This is a genomic window from Chitiniphilus eburneus (assembly GCF_005048205.1).
GTDB lineage: Bacteria > Pseudomonadota > Gammaproteobacteria > Burkholderiales > Chitinibacteraceae > Chitiniphilus > Chitiniphilus eburneus.
On record NZ_SUMF01000001.1, the window covers coordinates 127,086 to 144,788 of the forward strand.

Here is a 17,703-nt window from a genome sequence, read left to right on the forward strand (position 1 = left end):
AAAACCGTCCGTATCCCGAAAGCGGCTGTCCATCGTCAATCCACCCCGCGCGCGCGGTCGGCATGGAAGCGCGCCACGTGTCCGGCGAAGTCGTCGGCGTCGATGGCGGCGCGCATTTCGCGCATCACCACCTGGTAGTAGTGGAGGTTATGGATGGTGTTGAGCTGCGAACTGAGAATCTCACCGCTGCGGAACAGGTGGTGCAGGTAAGCACGGCTGAAATGACGGCAGGTATAGCAATCGCACGACTCGTCCAGCGGGCGCGTATCGGCGCGGTAGCGCGCGTTCTTGATGCGAACGTCGCCGTAGCGCGTGAACAGCATGCCGTTGCGCGCATTACGGGTGGGCATCACGCAATCGAACATGTCGATCCCCTGCGAAACGCCGAACACCAGGTCCTCGGGCGTACCGACGCCCATCAGGTAACGCGGTTTGTTCACCGGCAGGCGCGGCGCGGTATGCGCCAGGATGCGGGCGAAATCCTCCTTGGGTTCGCCCACCGACAAGCCACCGATGGCCATGCCGTGGAAACCGATATCGTCCAGCCCCGCCAGCGATTCGTCGCGCAGCGTTTCGTGCATGCCCCCCTGGACAATGCCGAACAGCGCATTCGGATTCTGTCGCGCGGTGAACTCGTCCTTGGAACGACGCGCCCAGCGCAGGCTCATGCGCATCGAATCGGCGGCCTGCCGCAGGTCGGCCGGATACGGCGTGCATTCGTCGAAGATCATCACGATGTCGGAATTGAGCACGGTCTGGATACGCATCGATTCCTCGGGCGTGAGGAACAGCTTGTCGCCATTGACCGGGCTCTGGAACTTGACGCCCTCTTCCGAAATCTTGCGCAGGTCGCCCAGGCTGAATACCTGGAACCCCCCCGAATCGGTGAGGATGGGCTTATCCCAACCCATGAAGCGATGCAGCCCGCCGAATTCGCCGATCACATCCAGCCCGGGCCGCAGCCATAAATGAAAGGTATTGCCCAGCACGATCTGCGCGCCGATATCGCCCAGGTCGCGTGGCGTCATCGCCTTGACCGTGCCATAGGTGCCGACCGGCATGAACACGGGGGTTTCCACCACGCCATGGTTCAGTTGCAGGGTGCCGCGCCGTGCGCCACCCGAAGTCTTGCGCAGCATGAACTGCAAACCGTTTTCGATCATTTCAGTACTCCATGTCGCTACCGGATAGACATTCCGGCGCCATTCAAACCTGCCAGACCGCCGCTGGCGCGCCTGGCACTTGCCCCAATTCATCTGGACTTTACATTGGAAAGCCCTTTCAAAACCGAGACCCGTGATGCGTGCCCTTTCCCTGTGCTGCCTGCTCGCCTGCATCCTGCTCAGCGCCTGCGGCGGGGGTGGGGGCGACGATTCGTCCGAACCGACCCCAACGCCGACCGCACCCGGTACGACGCCGGTTCCCACACCAACTCCCACGCCGACCAGCGTACCGACCAATGTGCCGGATGCAGTGGCGGTTGCCTTGCTGGCGCAGCACAACAGCGTGCGCAGTAACGAGCAGGCTGGCCTGCCAGCCCTGAGCTGGTCCGAGCGGCTGGCCACATTCGCCCAGACCTGGGCCGACCATCTTGCCAGCACCAATAGCTGCAACCTCACGCACCGCAGCGGCGCGGAGCGGCAGCTCGACGGCACCACCACCGGCGAAAACCTGTTCGCCGGCTGGGTCTCCGTCGCGTATGACGGGTATCGCTGGAACGCCGCCGACGTGGTGGGCTCATGGGCGGGCGAAAAACCGGACTACGACTTCTCGACCAAGAGCTGCGCCGCCGGAAAGGCGTGCGGACACTACACGCAAATCGTCTGGAAGACCACCACCCAGGTCGGCTGCGGCCGCAGCCGATGCGCCCAGGGCGAAGTGTGGGTCTGCAACTATCTGCCGGCCGGCAATTACGTCGGTCAGAATCCGTATTGACCCGGCCGACGCGCCGGCCGCGCACCACGCGCGACCGGCCGACGCCATCTCAATGCCCGGCGTGGGCGGCCGCCATTGGCATCGCGCCCAGCACGCTCGGATCGAGCATACCGAACACCATCGCCACGTGCGCCACCACCAGGAACAACGCCACCAGCGACGCATGGATCGCCATCCGCCGCTGGACATCCGCGCGCCGGCAGATCCAGTTCAGGTCCAGCAATGCCAGCCCGCCCAGCGGGATCACGCCACTGAGATAGAAGCCGACCGCGATCCAGTCCGCCGGGCCGCGCCACAATCCCTGCTGCGTCAGCGGCACCACTGCATTGAGCATCAGATAGATAAAGACGCCAGTGAAATAGATGCCGGCGGCAATGCTGGCGGCCCGGTTGATCCGGCGCAGCGCGCCGTCGTAAGCCCGGCCGAGCAGGATGAACAGTTCGGTGATGGCCACGGTTTCGGCCAGGATCACCGGCACGGCCATGAACAGGATCAGATTCCACGGCTGGTTATCGGCCAGCAGCGCCATGTAATGGGTCATGTACATCGAAGCAACCTCTCGCAATGATCGATAGCGCGCGCGACGCGCACGCAGGATGCGGTGCCAGGGGCACCGTCGGGGCAAAGCACGACGATCAGGCGAGGGTTCGGGGTGGCGGGGTCGGGGGTGCCTGTGGCACGCCGGAACACAAGGACGGCGCGTGGGGATGGCGCACCGGCAGACCTTCCAGTCGAGGCGGCGCAAGGAAGATCGCGACGGCATGACCGGCCGCGATGCAGCAGGCAAGCGCCACCGGGCAAGGCGCCGACTTGGCGGGCGCGTGGTGCGCCGGGGCTTGCCGGGAAATCTGCGCTGGGTGGCACGGCTCCGGCGCGCGCGTACTCATGCCTGCCAGCAAGGGCGTGGCGGCGAACCACAACAGGCAGAACATGAGCCAACGCGCGCGCATGACGGGCAACCGGGGCGGGAATACACGGGATTGTGTATCGCCCAGGCGCGGCGCACGGAAGAATCCGGCACCGGTTTGATCCAGTGCAAACCGATAGTTATCTGATTACCCGGCGCGTTCCAGCAACATGGCGTCGCCGTAGCTGAAGAAGCGGTACTCGCGCGCCACCGCTTCCGCGTAGGCTGCGCGCATCGCATCCAGCCCGATGAAGGCCGATACCAGCATCAGCAGCGTCGACTTGGGCAGATGAAAATTGGTAATCAGCCGATCGACCACGCGAAAGCGATAGCCCGGCGTGATGAAGATATCGGTATCGCCTTCCGGCTGCCCCAGCAGCACCTCCTGCGACGCTGCCTCCAGCGCTCGCAGGCTGGTGGTGCCCACCGCGATCACCCGCCCGCCGCTGGCCTTGGCCGCGCGGATCGCCTCAATGGTGGCAGCCGGGATGCTATAGCGCTCATGGTGCATCACGTGTTGGGCGATATCGTCCACCCGCACCGGCTGGAACGTGCCGGCACCGACGTGCAGGGTGAGGAAATGCGTCTGCACGCCCAGCGCACGGATTTCGTCCAGCAAGGCCTCGGTAAAGTGCAAGCCGGCAGTGGGCGCGGCCACCGCGCCCGGATCACGTGCATAGACAGTCTGGTAGCGCCTGGCGTCCTCGTCGTCGGGGGTGTGGGTGATATAGGGCGGCAATGGCAGCCGGCCCGCCTCCTCCAGGCGCTCCAGCACGGAGCGCTCGCCCAGGAAACGCAGCAGGAACAGATCGCCCTGCCGCTCCACCATTTCGGCCTCGAAACCGTCGAACACCAGCCGCGTGCCCGGCTTGGGCGCCTTGGAGGCACGCACGTGCGCCAGGGCATTCCGGGTATCGAGCACCCGCTCGACCAGTACCTCGATGGCACCGCCGCTGGCCTTGTGACCGAACAACCGCGCCTTGATCACCTTGGTGTCGTTGAAGACCAGGACATCGCCCGCGCGCAGCAGACCGGGCAACTCCCGGAACCAGCCATGGGCAGCGCCCGTGGCGGCCACATGCATCAATCGGCTGGCGCCGCGCTCGGCTGGCGGGAACTGCGCGATCAGGTGCTCGGGCAGAAAGTAGTCAAAATCGCTGATTTGCATCGAAATCCGTAGGCGTAGGGGAGCAAAGCCCCGTAGGAAAACTACAAGAGTATACCTGCGTCGTGCGTTCCGAGCCCGCGCGCGTATTGGAGCGGCAACAATTTCAAACGAGCGTTTTGGCGTAAAAATGCCGTGAATTTCGTCGAATTTGCTGGACAAGCGTTTTTCGGCTCGGCAAACTCCGCCCCATCTCAGGAGTAAGAAACGAACGGGGTTGCAGATGCCAAAGGTCCGCAAGGTACTCGTGCTGCACGGCCCGAATCTCAACCTGCTCGGCGTGCGCGAACCGCAGCACTATGGAGCCGAGACACTCTCCACGATCAACGCCCGACTGGTCGACATCGGCCAGCAACGCGGTGCAACGGTCGAAGTCTTCCAGTCCAACCGTGAATACGAGCTGATCGAGCGCATCCATGCGACGGTCGCGGACGGTACCGACTTCATCGTGATCAATCCAGCCGCCTTCACCCACACCAGCGTTGCCCTGCGCGATGCGATCTCGGGGGTGAAGAAGCCGTTCGTGGAAGTGCATCTCTCCAACGTGCATGCGCGTGAAGCGTTCCGTCATCATTCGTTTTTCTCCGATCTTGCCGTGGGAGTCATCTGCGGGCTGGGTGCCAAGGGGTATGAATACGCACTTGCCCACGCTCTCGACTACTCCGTTCCAGAAGCGCCGCAACAGGCGTAACCGCACAACGTATCAAGGAAGGGTTGCCGCATGGATTTGCGCAAACTGAAGAAACTGATCGACCTGGTAGAGGAATCCGGCATTGCCGAACTCGAAGTGACCGAGGGCGAGGAAAAGGTTCGGATCACCCGCGTCACCCAGCACGCCCAGCCGATCTACGCCCAAGCACCGATGCAGGTCGCCGTGCCCAACGCCGCCGCACCGGTGGCCCCGGTGGCCGACGCCGCGCCGGCCGGCAATGGCCTGCCCGAAGGTTTCGTCGTCAAATCGCCGATGGTCGGCACCTTCTATCGCGCCGCCAGCCCCGGCGCCAAGAACTTCATCGAAGTGGGCCAGTCGGTGAATGTCGGCGAAACGCTGTGCATCATCGAAGCCATGAAGCTGCTGAACGAAATCGAAGCCGAGCAGTCGGGGACGATCAAGGCAATCCTGGTCGAGAACGGCCAGCCCGTGGAATATGGCGAACCGCTGTTCGTGATCGGGTAAGGATCTGTGAGGTGTGAGGAACGAGCGTGGCCTCGCCCGCTCTTCCGCAACCTTCACTCCCCACGGAGTTAAAGACATGTTTGAGAAGATCCTGATCGCCAATCGTGGCGAGATCGCCTTGCGGGTTCTGCGCGCCTGCCGGGAAATGGGCATCAAGACCGTGGTCGTCCATTCCGAGATCGATCGCGAAGCCAAGTACGTCAAGCTGGCGGACGAATCGGTCTGCATCGGCCCGAACCCCTCTCCGCAAAGCTACCTGAACATGGCGGCGCTGATCTCCGCCGCAGAAGTCACCAACGCCAATGCCATCCATCCCGGCTATGGCTTTCTCTCCGAAAACGCCGACTTCGCGCAACGCGTCGAGGAATCCGGCTTCGCCTTCATCGGCCCCACGCCTGAATCGATCCGCCTGATGGGCGACAAGGTCAGCGCCAAGGATGCGATGAAAAAAGCTGGCGTACCGTGCGTGCCCGGCTCCGATGGCGCCCTGCCGGACGACCCCAAGGAAATCCTCGCCATCGGCAAGCGCGTCGGCTATCCCGTGATCATCAAGGCGGCGGGCGGTGGCGGCGGACGCGGCATGCGCGTGGTGCACAACGAAGAAGAACTGCTGCGCTCGGTGGAAATGACCAAGGCCGAGGCGCAATCGGCATTTGGCAACCCGGTGGTCTACATGGAGAAATTCCTCCAGACCCCGCGCCACGTGGAAATCCAGGTGCTCGCCGACACCCACGGCAACGCCATCTCCCTGGGCGAGCGTGATTGCTCGATGCAACGCCGCCATCAGAAAGTGATCGAAGAAGCACCGGCTCCCGGCATCACCGAGGCCCAGCGCAAGAAAGTGGGCGAAGCCTGCGCCAAGGCCTGCCGCCAGATCGGCTATCGCGGCGCCGGCACGTTCGAGTTCCTGTACGAGAACGGCGAGTTCTACTTCATCGAGATGAACACCCGCGTGCAGGTGGAGCATCCGGTCACCGAACTGATCACCGGCGTGGACATCGTGCAGGAGCAGATCCGCGTTGCCGCCGGCCTGCCGCTCGCGTATGCACAAAAGGACATCAAGCTGCGCGGCCATGCCATCGAATGCCGGATCAACGCCGAGGACCCGCTCAAGTTCGTACCGAGCCCCGGCCGCATCACCACCTACCACACCCCGGGCGGCCCCGGCGTTCGCGTCGATTCGCATGTCTACCAGGGCTATTTCGTCCCGCCCAACTACGACAGCATGATCGGCAAGATCATTACCTACGGCTTCACCCGCGAACAGGCCATCGCCCGCATGCGCATCGCGCTGTCGGAAATGGTGGTGCAGGGCATCCACACCAATATCCCGCTGCACCAGCAGTTGTTGCTCGACGCCGAGTTCCTCAAGGGCGGCACCAGCATCCACTATCTGGAACACAAGATGCCGGATATTCGTGTGGCGTTGGAAAGCTCGCACTAAAACGGATGAATGCCGGAAAAAACGGGGTGAAAGCCCCGTTTTTTCATGATGTCCCACCTGCCTGACCGAGATTGCCATGCCCTGGACCGAACTACGCATCACCACTGATTCCAAACACGCGGAGGCCCTGTCGGATGCGCTGTTCGACCTGGGCGCGCTGTCGGTGTCCATCGAGGACGCGGCGGCCGGTACCGCCGAGGAAAAGCCCATCTTCGGCGAGCCGGGCGAGCCGGTGGACCAGATGTGGGATCGTAGCATCGTGGTCGTGCACCTGGCCGACGACATGGATGCCGCGCTGACCGTGACGGCAGCGGCCAATGCAGCCGGTATCGCCGCACCGGCCTTCGAGACGGTGACCGTCGAGGAACAGGACTGGGTGCGGCTGACACAGGCGCAATTCGAGCCGATCCCCATTTCCGAGCGGCTGTGGATCACGCCGACCTGGCACGAGGCACCGGACCCGGAGGCGATCAATATCGCGCTCGATCCGGGTCTGGCTTTCGGCACCGGCAGCCATCCGACCACGCGGCTGTGCCTGCAATGGCTGGATCGCAATATCCAGCCCGGCGAAACCGTGCTCGACTACGGCTGCGGTTCCGGCATCCTGGCGATCGCGGCGCGCAAGGTCGGCGCCGGCATCACCCACGGGGTCGACATCGACCCGCAGGCCATGGTTGCCAGCCGGCAGAATGCCGAGCAGAACGCGGTGGAGATCGCCTTCTTCCTGCCCGACGATGCCCCCGAAGGCGAGTACGACGTGGTGGTCGCGAACATCCTGACCAACCCGCTCAAGGCGCTGGCGCCGATGCTGGCATCGCGGGTGCGCACGGGTGGACGGATCGCGTTGTCGGGCATCCTGGCTGAACAGGCAGAGGAAATCCGCGAGATCTACGGTGCCTGGTTCGACTTCGCGCCCGCAGCGGCCGAAGACGGCTGGGTGTGCCTGTCCGGCCGCAAGCACGGCTGATCCACCGCGCATCGGGCCCCTGCGGCGGCATGGCCTGCCCCGCGTGGCGCCGGTGCCGCTTTGCGCGCGAGTGCATTGCGCTTCCCGCGTGGACCGCTACAATCGACCCCCATGAACCACGTCACGCGCTGCCCCAACTGCCGCACCGCCTTCAAGGTCAGCGAGGACCAGCTTGCCGCCCATGGCGGCAAGGTGCGTTGCGGCAAGTGTGCGTTCGTGTTCAACGCCCGCGCCTGCATCGAAACGCCGGTTCTTGAAGAAACGCCGCCACCGGCGCCGGTCTCTCCGCCCAAGATGGAGATCGTGCCGCCGGCCACCGCCCACCGGGTGCCGAAGCCGCTCGCACCCGCGGTCGCTCCCGCGCCGGCAGCCCCACCGGAACCGCCACCGCCCCCCGTCGAGGCGCCCAATGACACGCCGGTAGCGGCCCCCGCCGAAACCAGCGTGGCGGATCTCGTCATCGCCGCCCGCAAGGCGCGGCAGGCCGCCCGGGCCGTGGCACAAAGCGCATCGGCGAACGCCGCGCAACCCGCGCCCGAGCCCATGCCCGAGCCGGAAGCCGTCGTCACGCCGGAACCCGAGGCCGAGCCGGAACCCATCGAGGAAACCCGCGAGGTACGGCCGAAGTCCGTCGCCCAGAAGCAGGCGGACAAACGCGACCAGGAAGCCCTGCGAGCAGCGTTGAAGGAAACACCCCTGACGCTCAACTCGGTCTATCGCCCGATCCGCACCGCCGAAGACGAAGCGCTGCTGGCGCCCCCTCCCCCGCCATCCCGCTGGCGCTGGTTGCTGCTGCCGTTGACCCTGTTGCTGCTGCTGGGGCTGGTGGGGCAGGTCGGCCTGCGCTACCGCAGCACGCTGGCCACCGACTTCCCATGGCTGCGCGAACCCCTGGTGCACGCCTGCCTGTATGCCGGTTGCGAAATGCCGCTGCCCCGCAACGCAGAGTTGCTGCGCTCCGACTACTCGGAGCTGACCTATGTCCCGGATCACGGCAACCTGATCCAGCTTGCCGCCTCCGTACGCAACCTGGCGCCTTATGCCCAGGCGCTGCCGGTGCTGGAACTCACACTGACCGACGATGCCGAGCACGTCGTCGCCAAGAAGCGCTTCACACCGGCGCAATACCTGGCGGCCGATGACAAGAAGCGTACCGATCTGGCCCCCAACGATGAGTTGCGCGCCTTCCTGCAACTGGATGTCGGCGAGCTGTCGTCCACCGGGTACTCGCTGTACTGGTTCTATCCCTGATCCGATCCGGCCGGGCTTCCGCCACGGCACCGCGCAGGCTGCACTGCCAACCAGCCGTTCTCTCCCGTTCAGACTGCCCTCCACTGACCGATTCAACGCTGCTTGTAATCGTTTGGGGGGATAACGATACTGAACAATTCCGAATCAGGAGGAGAACCTCATGGCAACCGTCATGCTCAACAGCACCCCTGTCAGTGTCGGCGGACGCTTTCCGCGCCCGGGCGATACGGCATCCAGCTTCATGTTGGTCGATACCCAGCTTCAGGACGTTCCGTTGTCCAAGTTCTGGGGTCGGCGCAAGGTGATCGCGGTGGTGCCGAGCGTCGATGCCGCCATCGGGCTCACCATCGCTCGCAGCCTGGAAGCCCTGGCACCCAGTTGGGACAACACCGTGACGCTGCTGGTCTCCGTCGATACACCATATGCCATGCAACGCCTGCTGCATCAGGAGGACTTCCGCAACTTCCAGTTGCTGTCCACGCTGCGGGGGCGCGATTTCCACAAGGATTACGGCGTGATGATCACCGACATCCCGCTGTCGGGCCTGATGGCCACCGCGCTGATCGCACTGGATGTGGACGACACCGTGCGCTACGCCGAACTGGTCCAGGACATCAACGCCGAACCGAATTACGAGGCAATGAGCCAGGCACTCATTCCCCCTCCCCCCGAGCAATTGCTGGAACCGGGCATCACGCCGGTCGCCTGATGCGTCAAGCCCCGCCCCGGCGGGGCTTTTGTTTTGCCGGGCACCTTGCAATCGCTCGTCTTTCCCCCACTTTCAGACAGCACACAACCACCACAACAGGAGCATACCGATGTCTCAAGTCACTCTCGGCGGCAACCCCATTGCCGTGAACGGCCAGTTCCCCGCCGCCGGCGCCCAGGCCAAGCCGTTTTCGCTGGTCGGCAAGGATCTGGCCGATGTTTCGCTCGCCCAGTTCGCGGGCAAGCGCAAGGTGCTGAATATCTTCCCGAGCGTGGACACCGCCGTGTGCGCCGCCTCGGTACGCCGCTTCAACGAAGCCGCCAACAAGCTGGATAACACCGCGGTGCTGTGCATCTCGGCCGACCTGCCGTTCGCCCAGAGCCGCTTCTGCGGCGCCGAAGGTCTGGACAACGTGGTGATGCTGTCCACCATGCGCGGCCGCGAGTTCCTGGAAGCCTACGGCGTCGCGATCGCCGATGGTCCGCTGGCCGGCGTGGCCGCGCGCGCCGTCGTGGTACTGGATGCCTCCGACCGCGTCGTGCACGCCGAGCTGGTTTCCGAGATCAAGGAAGAGCCGGATTACGATGCCGCACTGAAGGCATTGGGCTAAGCCTGGGCGGAGGATGGCCGCGCCCGGCCGTCCTCTCCACCTGCGCGCCGTCAACCATGTGAGCGCCCTGACCGTTTTAGCGTGCACGAATCCGCTACAATGCTTCACGATTCGCCCCGATCAACTCAGAACACTGCCATGAAACGTAGCCTGCTGATTGCCCTGGTCGCACTGGTCTCCCTGCCGGCGTTTGCCGGCCCGCGCCTGACCGTGCGTTTCGCCAACCCCGCCTGGAACGGCGTCGCCGTACCGCCGGGCCAGCAATGTGCTCAACTGGGCGGCCAGGGGTCCACGCCCGCCCTGAATGTATTCGACCTGCCGCAAGGCACGGGCGGCCTGCTGATCGAGTTCACCGAACGCGGCGGCGGCAGTATGGGCCGTCTGCTCTACACGGTGAACAAGGGCGTGGCCAGCGCACAGGTGCCCAGCGTCCAGGCACAGGGCAAGCTGCCCGCCGGCTTCGCGCTGGTCGCCGGCCCCGAGGGCGGCAGCGGCAACTACCTGCCTCCCTGCACCCAGGGCAAGGCCTATTTCCTGGTGATCAAGGCACTTGATGCCGCCAATGCCGGCGCCGCGGTGCTGGGCGAAGGCCGGCTGGAACTCGGCAAGCTCTGATCCACCCGTGGATCACCCCTGGCAACCGCCGGCCTGGCCGGCGGTTTTGTTTTCCGGGCACCCCGCCTTCGCCGCGCTCGGCCCCTGGCTCGACCGGCTCGGCGGCTTTCCCGATCTGACGGACTGGCAGCGGCTGGCACCGGTCTTTACCCGATCCGGCCACGCGCTCACCTGCGTCGATCCAGCCAGCCTCACCCGTTATTACGAAGCGGAAATCCATGAGCTGGGCCGGATCGCCACCCGACCACTCAATTGGCACGACTGCTTCAATGCCCTGGTCTGGCATGCCTATCCCCGCACCAAGGCCGCCCTCAACGTATTGCACCATCGCCTGCTGCCCATGACCGGCAACGGGCAGCGCGGCCCCGTGCGCGACGCCGCCACGCTGTTCGATGAATGCGGGTTGATCCTGCCCTATTGCGACGAGGCGCTGGCCGGGGCGCTGCGCGATCACGACTGGCGCACGCTGTTTGTCACGCGCCGCGCGGCGTGGGGCACACAGATCGAAGCCCAGGTATTCGGCCACGCCACATTCGAAAACCTGCTGGCGCCGTTCGTGGGCCTGACCGGCAAATGCTGGCCGATCGCCGTTGCGCCCGCATATTTCGACTGGCCGCTGCCACAACGGATGGCCTGGCTGGATGCCTGCCTGGCCGCGGCCATCGACGCCGACATGCTGCAATCGCCACGCCAGCTACCGCCACTGCCCTACCTGGGTATCCCCGGCTGGTGGCCAACGCAGGATGACGCGTTCTACGCCGATGCCGGCTATTTTCGCCCGCGCCGGAAGCACCGAACCCCCTCGCCACCATGAGACGGCCAGGGCACTCAGTCGCTACTGCGCGCGCGGATCGAGTGCATTGCGCAATGCTTCGCCGATGAACACCAGCAGCATCAGCAGCGCAACCAGCGTGAAAAAGGTGAACAGCGAAATCCACCACGCGTCGAGATTGGCCTTGCCCTGCGCCAGCAACTCGCCAAGCGACGGCGTGGAAGGGGGCACGCCCAGCCCCAGGAAATCGAACGCGGTCAGCGCCAGGATGGCCGCCGTCTTGCGGAACGGCAGGAATGCGATCACCGCCGTCATCGAATTCGGCAGTAGATGGCGGCGGATGATCTGCCAGTCGGTCAGCCCCATCGCACGTGCCGCGGTCACATACTCCAGATTGCGGTTGCGCAGGAACTCCGCGCGCACATAGTCGGATAGACCGATCCAGCCGAACACCGACAGCACGACGAACAGGATCCAGATGCTCGGCTCGAACATCGATACCACGATCAGTAGCAGGTACAGCTCGGGCATCGCCCCCCAGACCTCGATCACCCGCTGCATGAACAAATCCACCTTGCCAGCGAAATAGCCCTGGATCGCGCCAAAGGCAATGCCCAGTAGGGTGCCGACAAAAGTCAGCGCCAGCCCGAACAGCACCGAGACCCGAAAGCCATAGATCAACCGTGCCAGCACATCGCGACCTTTTTCATCGGTGCCCAGCCAGTTTTCCGCCGACGGCGGCGCTGGGTTGGGCAGGCCGGAAAAATAGTTCAGCGTGTTCGGGGCGTAATGGTTCAGCGTGAACAGCGCCCAGTTGCCGCCGTGGCTCAGGCGCTGCCGCACGAACGGATCGAGGTAATCGGTCGGCGTATTGAAATCGCCACCGAAGGCAGTCTCGGGGTAATCGCGGACAATGGGGAAATAGAACTGTCCGTCGTAGTGCACCAGCAGCGGGCGATCGTTGGAAACCACCTCGGCAAACAGGCTGACGACGAACATCGCGCCAAACACCAGCAGGCTCCAGTAGCCCAGGCGATTGGCCTTGAAACGCCGCCAGGCGCGGCGCCACGGACCGACGCGCACCGGGCTCATCGGCTGCTCCCTTCGAACCGCAGGCGCGGGTCGACCAGCACGTAGCACAGATCGGACGTCAGCTTGGTCAGCAGGCCGATCAGCGAGAACAGGTACAGCGACCCCAGCACCACCGGATAATCGCGCCGCACCACCGATTCGAACGACAACAGACCCAGGCCATCGAGCGAGAACAGCGTTTCGATCAACAAGCTGCCGGTGAAAAAAGCGCCAACGAAGGCAGCCGGAAAGCCGGTGACGATGGGAATCATCGCGTTGCGGAACACGTGGCGGTACAGGATCTGCCGCTCGGTCAGCCCCTTGGCGCGTGCCGTCAGCACATACTGCTTGCGTATCTCTTCGAGCAGGCTGTTCTTGGTCAGCAGCGTCACCGTGGCAAACCCGCCCAGCACCATCGACAACACCGGCAGCGCCATGTGCCACAGGTAGTCGGTGACCTTGCCCATCAGGCTCAGCGACGCCCAGTCGTCCGAGGTCAGCCCGCGCAGCGGGAACAACTGCCAGAAGCTGCCGCCGCCAAACAACACCAGCAACAGCACGCCGAGGACGAAGCCGGGGATCGCATAGGCCACCAGCAACACGAAGGTGGTTGCGAAATCGAAGCGGCTGCCATGCCGCATCGCCTTGGCCACGCCCAGCGGAATGGACACCAGATAGGTCAGCAGAAAGGTCCACATCCCCAGCGAGATCGATACCGGCAGCTTCTCCACCATCAGCGACCACACGCTCTGATGGTGGTAATAGCTCTCGCCCAGGTCGAAGGTGGCGTACTGCTTGAGCATGTCCCAGAAGCGCGCCAGCGCCGGCTTGTCGAAGCCGAATTGCGCCTTGATCTGCGCCAGTTGCTCGGCATCCAGACCCTTCTGGCCCTGGTACAGCCCGCCTCCGCCGCCGCCACCGGCCGCCTCGGCACCGGCACCGCGCCCCTTCATCTCGAACACCAGTTGTTCCACCGGCCCGCCGGGAACGAACTGCACCACGACGAAAGCCATCAGCATCACGCCGAACAGCGTGGGGATCATCAGCAACAGGCGCTTGAGCAGATAGTGCAGCATCGGGATTCCTGGGTCAGCCGTGAGGCGTCAAGGCTTGATCCACCACGTCGCCACCATCCACGGCTCGGCCGAATAGTAGCGGGGCAGGTTCTGCGGATGGTCCATCCGTCTGGTATAGGCCACGCGATGCTCCGCGCTGTACCAATGGGGAATCACGTAATCGCCCTGGCGCAGCACGCGGTCCAGCGCGCGCACGGCGGTGACGCGCTGCGCGCGGTCCTCGCTGGCCACCACGGCATCGATCAGACGGTCCACCGCCGGATCGCGCACGCCCATGAAGTTGCCGGTGCCTTTGGTACCGGCCGCCTTGCTGGAAAAATAGTCGTACAGTTCGTTGCCCGGACTCTGGCTGTCGGGAAAACGCAGCGTGGTCATGTCGAAGTCGAAGTCATCCATCCGCCGCTGGTACAGCGCGTAATCGACCGTGCGCGGCGTGCCGCGGATGCCCAGCTTTTCCAGGTTACGCGCCAAGGCCAGGAATACCCGCAGCATCGGGCCGCTGTCGTCCATGAACTCGAACTCGAATGGCTTGCCGGCGGCATTGCGCAACGCGCCATCGCGATAGGTCCAGCCAGCCTGCCGCAGCAGTTCGCGGGCTTCGAGCAGGTTGGCCCGCAGCGAATGCGGCGGCGTGGTGTCCGACGGCTCGCGCGCCGGGCCGAATACTTCGGGCGACAGCTTGCCGCGCAATGGTTCCAGCAACTTCAGCTCATCCGGTCCGGGCAGGCCACTGGCGGTCAGCTCGCTATTGGCCCAGTAGCTGTTCAACCGGGTGTATTGCCCATAGAAGAACTGCCGGTTCATCCATTCGAAATCCAGCGCCAGCCCCAACGCGCGCCGCACACGCGGATCAGCAAACTGCGGACGCCGCGTGTTGAGGATGAAGCCCTGCATGCCGGCTGTGTTGTAATGGCGGAAGCTGGATTTGATCAGCTCGCCGGAACGGAACTTGGGGCCGAGGTACTGGCGCACCCAGTTCTTGGCACTATTCTCGACGATGAAATCGAATTCGCCGGCCTTGAAGGCCTCCAGCCGCGCCACCTCGTCCTTGTAATAGCGATAGGTGATGCGTTCGAAATTGAACATGCCACGCCGGGTCGGCAAGGCCGTGCCCCAGTAGGCGGGATTGCGGCGATAGGTGAGCTGCCGGCCATTCTGGTACGACTCGATCAGATAGGGGCCACTGGCAATGGGCTTGTCCCACGCGATCCGGTCGATCGGCTTGCCGCCGCCCCACTTGCGCGAAAACACCGGCAGGCTGCCGATGATCAGCGGTAGCTCCGGGTTCCTGCGGCCAAACTCGAAGCGCAGGCGATGCATATCCAGCAATCGCACCCGCTTCACGTCGACCAGCATGGCGCGAAACTGCGGCGACGCCTTGGTGCTCACCAGCGTATCGAAGCTGAACTTCACATCGGCGGCCAGGACCGGATCGCCATTGGAGAAGCGCGCCGCCCGATTCACCCGAAACGTCACCGACAGTTCATCGGCCGCCACCGATACATCGTCCGCCAGCAGGCCGTAGCTCGACGCCGGCTCATCGTCGCTGCTGGTCATCAGGCTCTCGAACATCAGCGCAGTCAGCCCGGCGGCCGATGTGCCCTTGATGATGAACGGGTTGAAACTGTCGAAGCTGGTACGCCGGTCCGGGTTGGGCAATTGCAGGCTGCCGCCGCGGGGGGCGTCGGGATTCACGTAATCGAAATGGGCGAAGCCCGCCGGGTATTTGGGCGTATAGCCCAGCGCAATGGCATGCCCGGCCAGGGCGGCGGGCAGCAACAGGCTGGACAGCAGGAAGAGGATCAGGCGCGGCATGCTCCCGATCATAATGGACGCAGCCGACGGCGGCATGGCTGTCGGACCCTGCGTGGTAGAATCGGCGACAGTTTTTTCCACGATCCCCCGATGCCCTACCTCGCGCTCGATACTTCCACCGAATATCTGTCCCTGGCCCTGACCACGCCCGGCGGCATCGTCGCGCGACAGTGGCACGTCGGCCAGCGTCACGCGGAACGCACACTGCCAGAGCTGGAAACCCTGCTTGCCGAGACCGGTATCGCACGCGGCGAGCTGGAAGGCATCGCCTACGGCATGGGCCCTGGCTCGTTCACCGGCCTGCGCATCGGCTGCGGCATCGCCCAGGGGCTGGCGTTCGGCCTGGGCGTGAAGCTGGTGGGCATCTCGACGCTGGCCGCACTGGCGGCCGGCTGCGATGCACCGCGCGTCTATGCCTGCCTGGATGCACGGATGAACCAGGTCTACGCCGCCGCGTTCGAGCAGGTGAATGGCGACTGGCGTGAAGTCACCGCCGCCGTGGTCAGCGATCCGCAGGCCGTGCCATTACCCGAAGGCGAAGGCTGGATCGGCGTCGGCAGCGGTTTCGCCGCGCATGGCGACGCGCTGGCTCAGCGCCTGGGCGCACAGCTTGGCACCATGCTGCCGGATCACTTTCCTCAAGCGCGCGACCTGCTGCGGCTGGCGTTGCCGGTGTTCGAGCGCGGCGACGCGCTGGCGCCCGAGGATGCGCCGCTGGTCTATCTGCGCGACAAAGTGGCGCTCAAGACGAGCGAACGCCTCAAGCCATGACGCTACGCCCGCTCACCACCGCCGACCTGCCCGCCCTGCTGGCGCTGGACACGGCGACCAATTCCCACCCGTGGCACCCGGACAACTGGCGTGACTCGCTGACCAGCCATCTCTGCCTGGGCCTCTGGGAAGACGACACGCTGCGGGGCTTCGCCGTCGCCAGCCGGGTGCTGGACGAAGCCGAACTGCTCGCCATCGCCATCGACCCGGCATGCCAGCGCCAGGGGCGGGGCCGCCAATTGCTGCAAGCACTGCAACAACGGCTGATCGACGCCGGCGCCACCACGCTGTTTCTGGAAGTGCGTGCCGGCAACCGTCCGGCGCAGGCGCTGTACGACGCGCTGGGCGGCATGGAAACCGGCATCCGCGCGCGCTACTACCCCCTGCCCGGCGGCGGGCGCGAGGATGCGCGACTCTATGCATTCACACTGATGGCGCCGCAATGAGTCGGCGCGACCTGATCCTGAGCGAGCTGGGGCTGACCCCGCTGTGGGTACGTCCCGAACTGCTCGCCGAGCCGGAAGCGGTCGCGGAGCCGGAAATCGCCGCTCGCATCGCCCCCGTGGCGGATGATGCCCCCCCGCCACCGGTCCGCCGCGAAGCACCCGTGATCGTCGTCCCGCATACCCAGCCGGAGCGCGCTCCCAGCGCGCCGGCCCCCACGGCGGCGCCTGTCCGGCCTGCCGCACCACCGCCACGCGGCAATGGCGGACCGAGCGTCCACGCCACCATCGCACCACTGGCCGAGGCCGATTCGAGCCGCGCGCGCGATATCGCCGCGATGGATTGGGCCACCTTGCAACAGGCCGTCACCGGCTGTACCGCCTGCGGGCTGTGCAAGACCCGCACCCATGCCGTGTTCGGCGTGGGCAACCCGCAGGCCGAGCTACTGGTGGTCGGCGAAGCGCCGGGCGCGGAAGAGGATCGCCAGGGCGAGCCCTTCGTCGGCGCCGCCGGCAAACTGCTGGACAACATGCTGGCCGCCATCGGCGAAAAGCGTGGCGAGCGCGTGTTCATCGCCAATGTCCTCAAATGCCGCCCGCCCGGCAACCGCAACCCGCAGCCGGAAGAAGTGTTGCAGTGCGCGCCGCTGCTGGCGCGGCAGATCGAACTGATTCGTCCCCGGCTGATCTTCGCCATCGGCCGCTTCGCGATCCAGACACTGTTGCAGACCGACGCCCCGGTGGGCGCGTTACGCGGCAAGCTGCATCAGGTGAACGATATCCCCGTGGTCGTGGGTTATCACCCGGCCTATCTGCTGCGCAACCTGCCGGACAAGGCGCGCGCCTGGCGCGACCTGCTGCTGGTGCAACAACGGCTGCAAGCGCTGACCGCCGCATCACGGGACTGATCCTGCGTTACCCGGCGAGCGGAAAGCGCGGAGAAAGCGCCCGCGAGCTTGCCGCCTGTCGGTACAC

20 protein-coding genes are annotated in these 17,703 nt (G+C 65.0%); 14 read left to right on the plus strand and 6 right to left on the minus strand.

Annotated features, from left to right (window positions below):
* Positions 1 to 35: 35 nt before the first annotated feature.
* Positions 36 to 1,163, minus strand: a complete 1,128-nt coding sequence (gene tgt, locus FAZ21_RS00635; RefSeq protein ID WP_211243327.1) for a tRNA guanosine(34) transglycosylase Tgt — start codon at positions 1,161 to 1,163, stop codon at positions 36 to 38.
* A gap of 136 nt (positions 1,164 to 1,299) precedes the next feature.
* Here tgt and FAZ21_RS00640 point away from each other — a divergent pair, with 136 nt between their 5' ends.
* A complete protein-coding gene (locus FAZ21_RS00640; RefSeq protein ID WP_136771342.1) occupies positions 1,300 to 1,935 on the plus strand; it encodes a CAP domain-containing protein in 636 nt (211 codons plus the stop codon).
* Positions 1,936 to 1,984: 49 nt separating this feature from the next.
* Here FAZ21_RS00640 and FAZ21_RS00645 read toward each other — a convergent pair whose 3' ends face one another.
* On the minus strand, positions 1,985 to 2,482 hold the full coding sequence (locus tag FAZ21_RS00645; RefSeq protein ID WP_136771343.1) for a DUF6803 family protein: 498 nt from the start codon (positions 2,480 to 2,482) through the stop codon (positions 1,985 to 1,987).
* A gap of 160 nt (positions 2,483 to 2,642) precedes the next feature.
* On the opposite strand from FAZ21_RS00645, the gene FAZ21_RS00650 reads away from it, so the two are divergent.
* Positions 2,643 to 2,990 carry a hypothetical protein gene (locus FAZ21_RS00650; RefSeq protein ID WP_136771344.1) on the plus strand — a complete coding sequence of 116 codons (348 nt, stop codon included), beginning with the start codon at positions 2,643 to 2,645 and terminating at the stop codon, positions 2,988 to 2,990.
* On the opposite strand, the gene queA is transcribed toward FAZ21_RS00650, so the two are convergent.
* A complete protein-coding gene (gene queA, locus FAZ21_RS00655) occupies positions 2,991 to 4,010 on the minus strand; it encodes a tRNA preQ1(34) S-adenosylmethionine ribosyltransferase-isomerase QueA (RefSeq protein ID WP_136771345.1) in 1,020 nt (339 codons plus the stop codon).
* Between the two features lie 220 nt (positions 4,011 to 4,230).
* On the opposite strand from queA, the gene aroQ reads away from it, so the two are divergent.
* The 9 genes from aroQ to FAZ21_RS00700 all read left to right on the plus strand — a co-directional run bounded on the left by aroQ (position 4,231) and on the right by FAZ21_RS00700 (position 11,594).
* A complete protein-coding gene (gene aroQ, locus FAZ21_RS00660; protein ID WP_136771346.1) occupies positions 4,231 to 4,698 on the plus strand; it encodes a type II 3-dehydroquinate dehydratase in 468 nt (155 codons plus the stop codon).
* 30 nt (positions 4,699 to 4,728) lie between these two features.
* Entirely contained in the window at positions 4,729 to 5,184 is a 456-nt protein-coding gene (gene accB, locus FAZ21_RS00665) for an acetyl-CoA carboxylase biotin carboxyl carrier protein (RefSeq protein ID WP_136771347.1), read from the plus strand.
* Between the two features lie 76 nt (positions 5,185 to 5,260).
* A complete protein-coding gene (accC, locus tag FAZ21_RS00670) occupies positions 5,261 to 6,628 on the plus strand; it encodes an acetyl-CoA carboxylase biotin carboxylase subunit (RefSeq protein ID WP_136771348.1) in 1,368 nt (455 codons plus the stop codon).
* A gap of 76 nt (positions 6,629 to 6,704) precedes the next feature.
* Positions 6,705 to 7,595, plus strand: a complete 891-nt coding sequence (gene prmA, locus FAZ21_RS00675) for a 50S ribosomal protein L11 methyltransferase (RefSeq protein ID WP_136771349.1) — start codon at positions 6,705 to 6,707, stop codon at positions 7,593 to 7,595.
* A 111-nt stretch (positions 7,596 to 7,706) separates the two neighbouring features.
* A complete protein-coding gene (locus FAZ21_RS00680; protein WP_136771715.1) occupies positions 7,707 to 8,846 on the plus strand; it encodes a DUF3426 domain-containing protein in 1,140 nt (379 codons plus the stop codon).
* Positions 8,847 to 9,006: 160 nt separating this feature from the next.
* On the plus strand, positions 9,007 to 9,555 hold the full coding sequence (gene tpx, locus FAZ21_RS00685) for a thiol peroxidase (protein ID WP_136771350.1): 549 nt from the start codon (positions 9,007 to 9,009) through the stop codon (positions 9,553 to 9,555).
* A gap of 109 nt (positions 9,556 to 9,664) precedes the next feature.
* Entirely contained in the window at positions 9,665 to 10,165 is a 501-nt protein-coding gene (tpx, locus tag FAZ21_RS00690) for a thiol peroxidase (RefSeq protein WP_136771351.1), read from the plus strand.
* Positions 10,166 to 10,303: 138 nt separating this feature from the next.
* Positions 10,304 to 10,780 carry a hypothetical protein gene (locus tag FAZ21_RS00695; RefSeq protein WP_136771352.1) on the plus strand — a complete coding sequence of 159 codons (477 nt, stop codon included), beginning with the start codon at positions 10,304 to 10,306 and terminating at the stop codon, positions 10,778 to 10,780.
* Between the two features lie 7 nt (positions 10,781 to 10,787).
* Positions 10,788 to 11,594: a DUF3025 domain-containing protein gene (locus FAZ21_RS00700; RefSeq protein WP_169307193.1), complete on the plus strand. Its 807-nt coding sequence runs from the start codon at positions 10,788 to 10,790 to the stop codon at positions 11,592 to 11,594.
* A 21-nt stretch (positions 11,595 to 11,615) separates the two neighbouring features.
* Here the strand turns inward: FAZ21_RS00700 and FAZ21_RS00705 are convergent, their stop codons facing one another.
* Genes FAZ21_RS00705 through FAZ21_RS00715 form a run of 3 tightly spaced genes read right to left on the minus strand, consistent with a single transcriptional unit; the run spans position 11,616 to position 15,514 of the window.
* Complete coding sequence (locus FAZ21_RS00705; RefSeq protein ID WP_136771354.1) at positions 11,616 to 12,644, minus strand: ABC transporter permease; 1,029 nt, start codon at positions 12,642 to 12,644, stop codon at positions 11,616 to 11,618.
* Complete coding sequence (locus FAZ21_RS00710; RefSeq protein ID WP_136771355.1) at positions 12,641 to 13,699, minus strand: microcin C ABC transporter permease YejB; 1,059 nt, start codon at positions 13,697 to 13,699, stop codon at positions 12,641 to 12,643. Before FAZ21_RS00710 ends, FAZ21_RS00705 begins: the two co-directional genes overlap by 4 nt.
* Before the next feature lie 27 nt (positions 13,700 to 13,726).
* Entirely contained in the window at positions 13,727 to 15,514 is a 1,788-nt protein-coding gene (locus FAZ21_RS00715; protein ID WP_136771356.1) for an extracellular solute-binding protein, read from the minus strand.
* A 90-nt stretch (positions 15,515 to 15,604) separates the two neighbouring features.
* On the opposite strand from FAZ21_RS00715, the gene tsaB reads away from it, so the two are divergent.
* From tsaB to FAZ21_RS20985, 3 genes are read left to right on the plus strand one after another with little or no spacing between them, the layout of a single operon-like run.
* Entirely contained in the window at positions 15,605 to 16,285 is a 681-nt protein-coding gene (gene tsaB, locus FAZ21_RS00720) for a tRNA (adenosine(37)-N6)-threonylcarbamoyltransferase complex dimerization subunit type 1 TsaB (protein ID WP_136771357.1), read from the plus strand.
* Positions 16,282 to 16,731 (plus strand): ribosomal protein S18-alanine N-acetyltransferase, encoded by a 450-nt coding sequence (gene rimI, locus FAZ21_RS00725; protein WP_136771358.1) that lies wholly within the window; start codon positions 16,282 to 16,284, stop codon positions 16,729 to 16,731. The genes tsaB and rimI overlap by 4 nt, the downstream gene beginning before the upstream one ends.
* Complete coding sequence (locus FAZ21_RS20985; RefSeq protein WP_136771359.1) at positions 16,728 to 17,636, plus strand: uracil-DNA glycosylase; 909 nt, start codon at positions 16,728 to 16,730, stop codon at positions 17,634 to 17,636. The genes rimI and FAZ21_RS20985 overlap by 4 nt, the downstream gene beginning before the upstream one ends.
* The last annotated feature ends 67 nt before the right edge of the window (positions 17,637 to 17,703 follow it).

Excerpts from the sequence above, each read along its gene's own strand:
- tgt (WP_211243327.1), bottom strand. The coding sequence starts at position 1,163 with ATGATCGAAAACGGTTTGCAGTTCATGCTGCGCAAGACTTCGGGTGGC.
- FAZ21_RS00640 (WP_136771342.1), top strand. The coding sequence starts at position 1,300 with ATGCGTGCCCTTTCCCTGTGCTGCCTGCTCGCCTGCATCCTGCTCAGC.
- FAZ21_RS00645 (WP_136771343.1), bottom strand. The coding sequence starts at position 2,482 with ATGTACATGACCCATTACATGGCGCTGCTGGCCGATAACCAGCCGTGG.
- FAZ21_RS00650 (WP_136771344.1), top strand. The coding sequence starts at position 2,643 with ATGGCGCACCGGCAGACCTTCCAGTCGAGGCGGCGCAAGGAAGATCGC.
- queA (WP_136771345.1), bottom strand. The coding sequence starts at position 4,010 with ATGCAAATCAGCGATTTTGACTACTTTCTGCCCGAGCACCTGATCGCG.
- aroQ (WP_136771346.1), top strand. The coding sequence starts at position 4,231 with ATGCCAAAGGTCCGCAAGGTACTCGTGCTGCACGGCCCGAATCTCAAC.
- accB (WP_136771347.1), top strand. The coding sequence starts at position 4,729 with ATGGATTTGCGCAAACTGAAGAAACTGATCGACCTGGTAGAGGAATCC.
- accC (WP_136771348.1), top strand. The coding sequence starts at position 5,261 with ATGTTTGAGAAGATCCTGATCGCCAATCGTGGCGAGATCGCCTTGCGG.
- prmA (WP_136771349.1), top strand. The coding sequence starts at position 6,705 with ATGCCCTGGACCGAACTACGCATCACCACTGATTCCAAACACGCGGAG.
- FAZ21_RS00680 (WP_136771715.1), top strand. The coding sequence starts at position 7,707 with ATGAACCACGTCACGCGCTGCCCCAACTGCCGCACCGCCTTCAAGGTC.
- tpx (WP_136771350.1), top strand. The coding sequence starts at position 9,007 with ATGGCAACCGTCATGCTCAACAGCACCCCTGTCAGTGTCGGCGGACGC.
- tpx (WP_136771351.1), top strand. The coding sequence starts at position 9,665 with ATGTCTCAAGTCACTCTCGGCGGCAACCCCATTGCCGTGAACGGCCAG.
- FAZ21_RS00695 (WP_136771352.1), top strand. The coding sequence starts at position 10,304 with ATGAAACGTAGCCTGCTGATTGCCCTGGTCGCACTGGTCTCCCTGCCG.
- FAZ21_RS00705 (WP_136771354.1), bottom strand. The coding sequence starts at position 12,644 with ATGAGCCCGGTGCGCGTCGGTCCGTGGCGCCGCGCCTGGCGGCGTTTC.
- FAZ21_RS00710 (WP_136771355.1), bottom strand. The coding sequence starts at position 13,699 with ATGCTGCACTATCTGCTCAAGCGCCTGTTGCTGATGATCCCCACGCTG.
- FAZ21_RS00715 (WP_136771356.1), bottom strand. The coding sequence starts at position 15,514 with ATGCCGCGCCTGATCCTCTTCCTGCTGTCCAGCCTGTTGCTGCCCGCC.
- tsaB (WP_136771357.1), top strand. The coding sequence starts at position 15,605 with ATGCCCTACCTCGCGCTCGATACTTCCACCGAATATCTGTCCCTGGCC.
- rimI (WP_136771358.1), top strand. The coding sequence starts at position 16,282 with ATGACGCTACGCCCGCTCACCACCGCCGACCTGCCCGCCCTGCTGGCG.
- FAZ21_RS20985 (WP_136771359.1), top strand. The coding sequence starts at position 16,728 with ATGAGTCGGCGCGACCTGATCCTGAGCGAGCTGGGGCTGACCCCGCTG.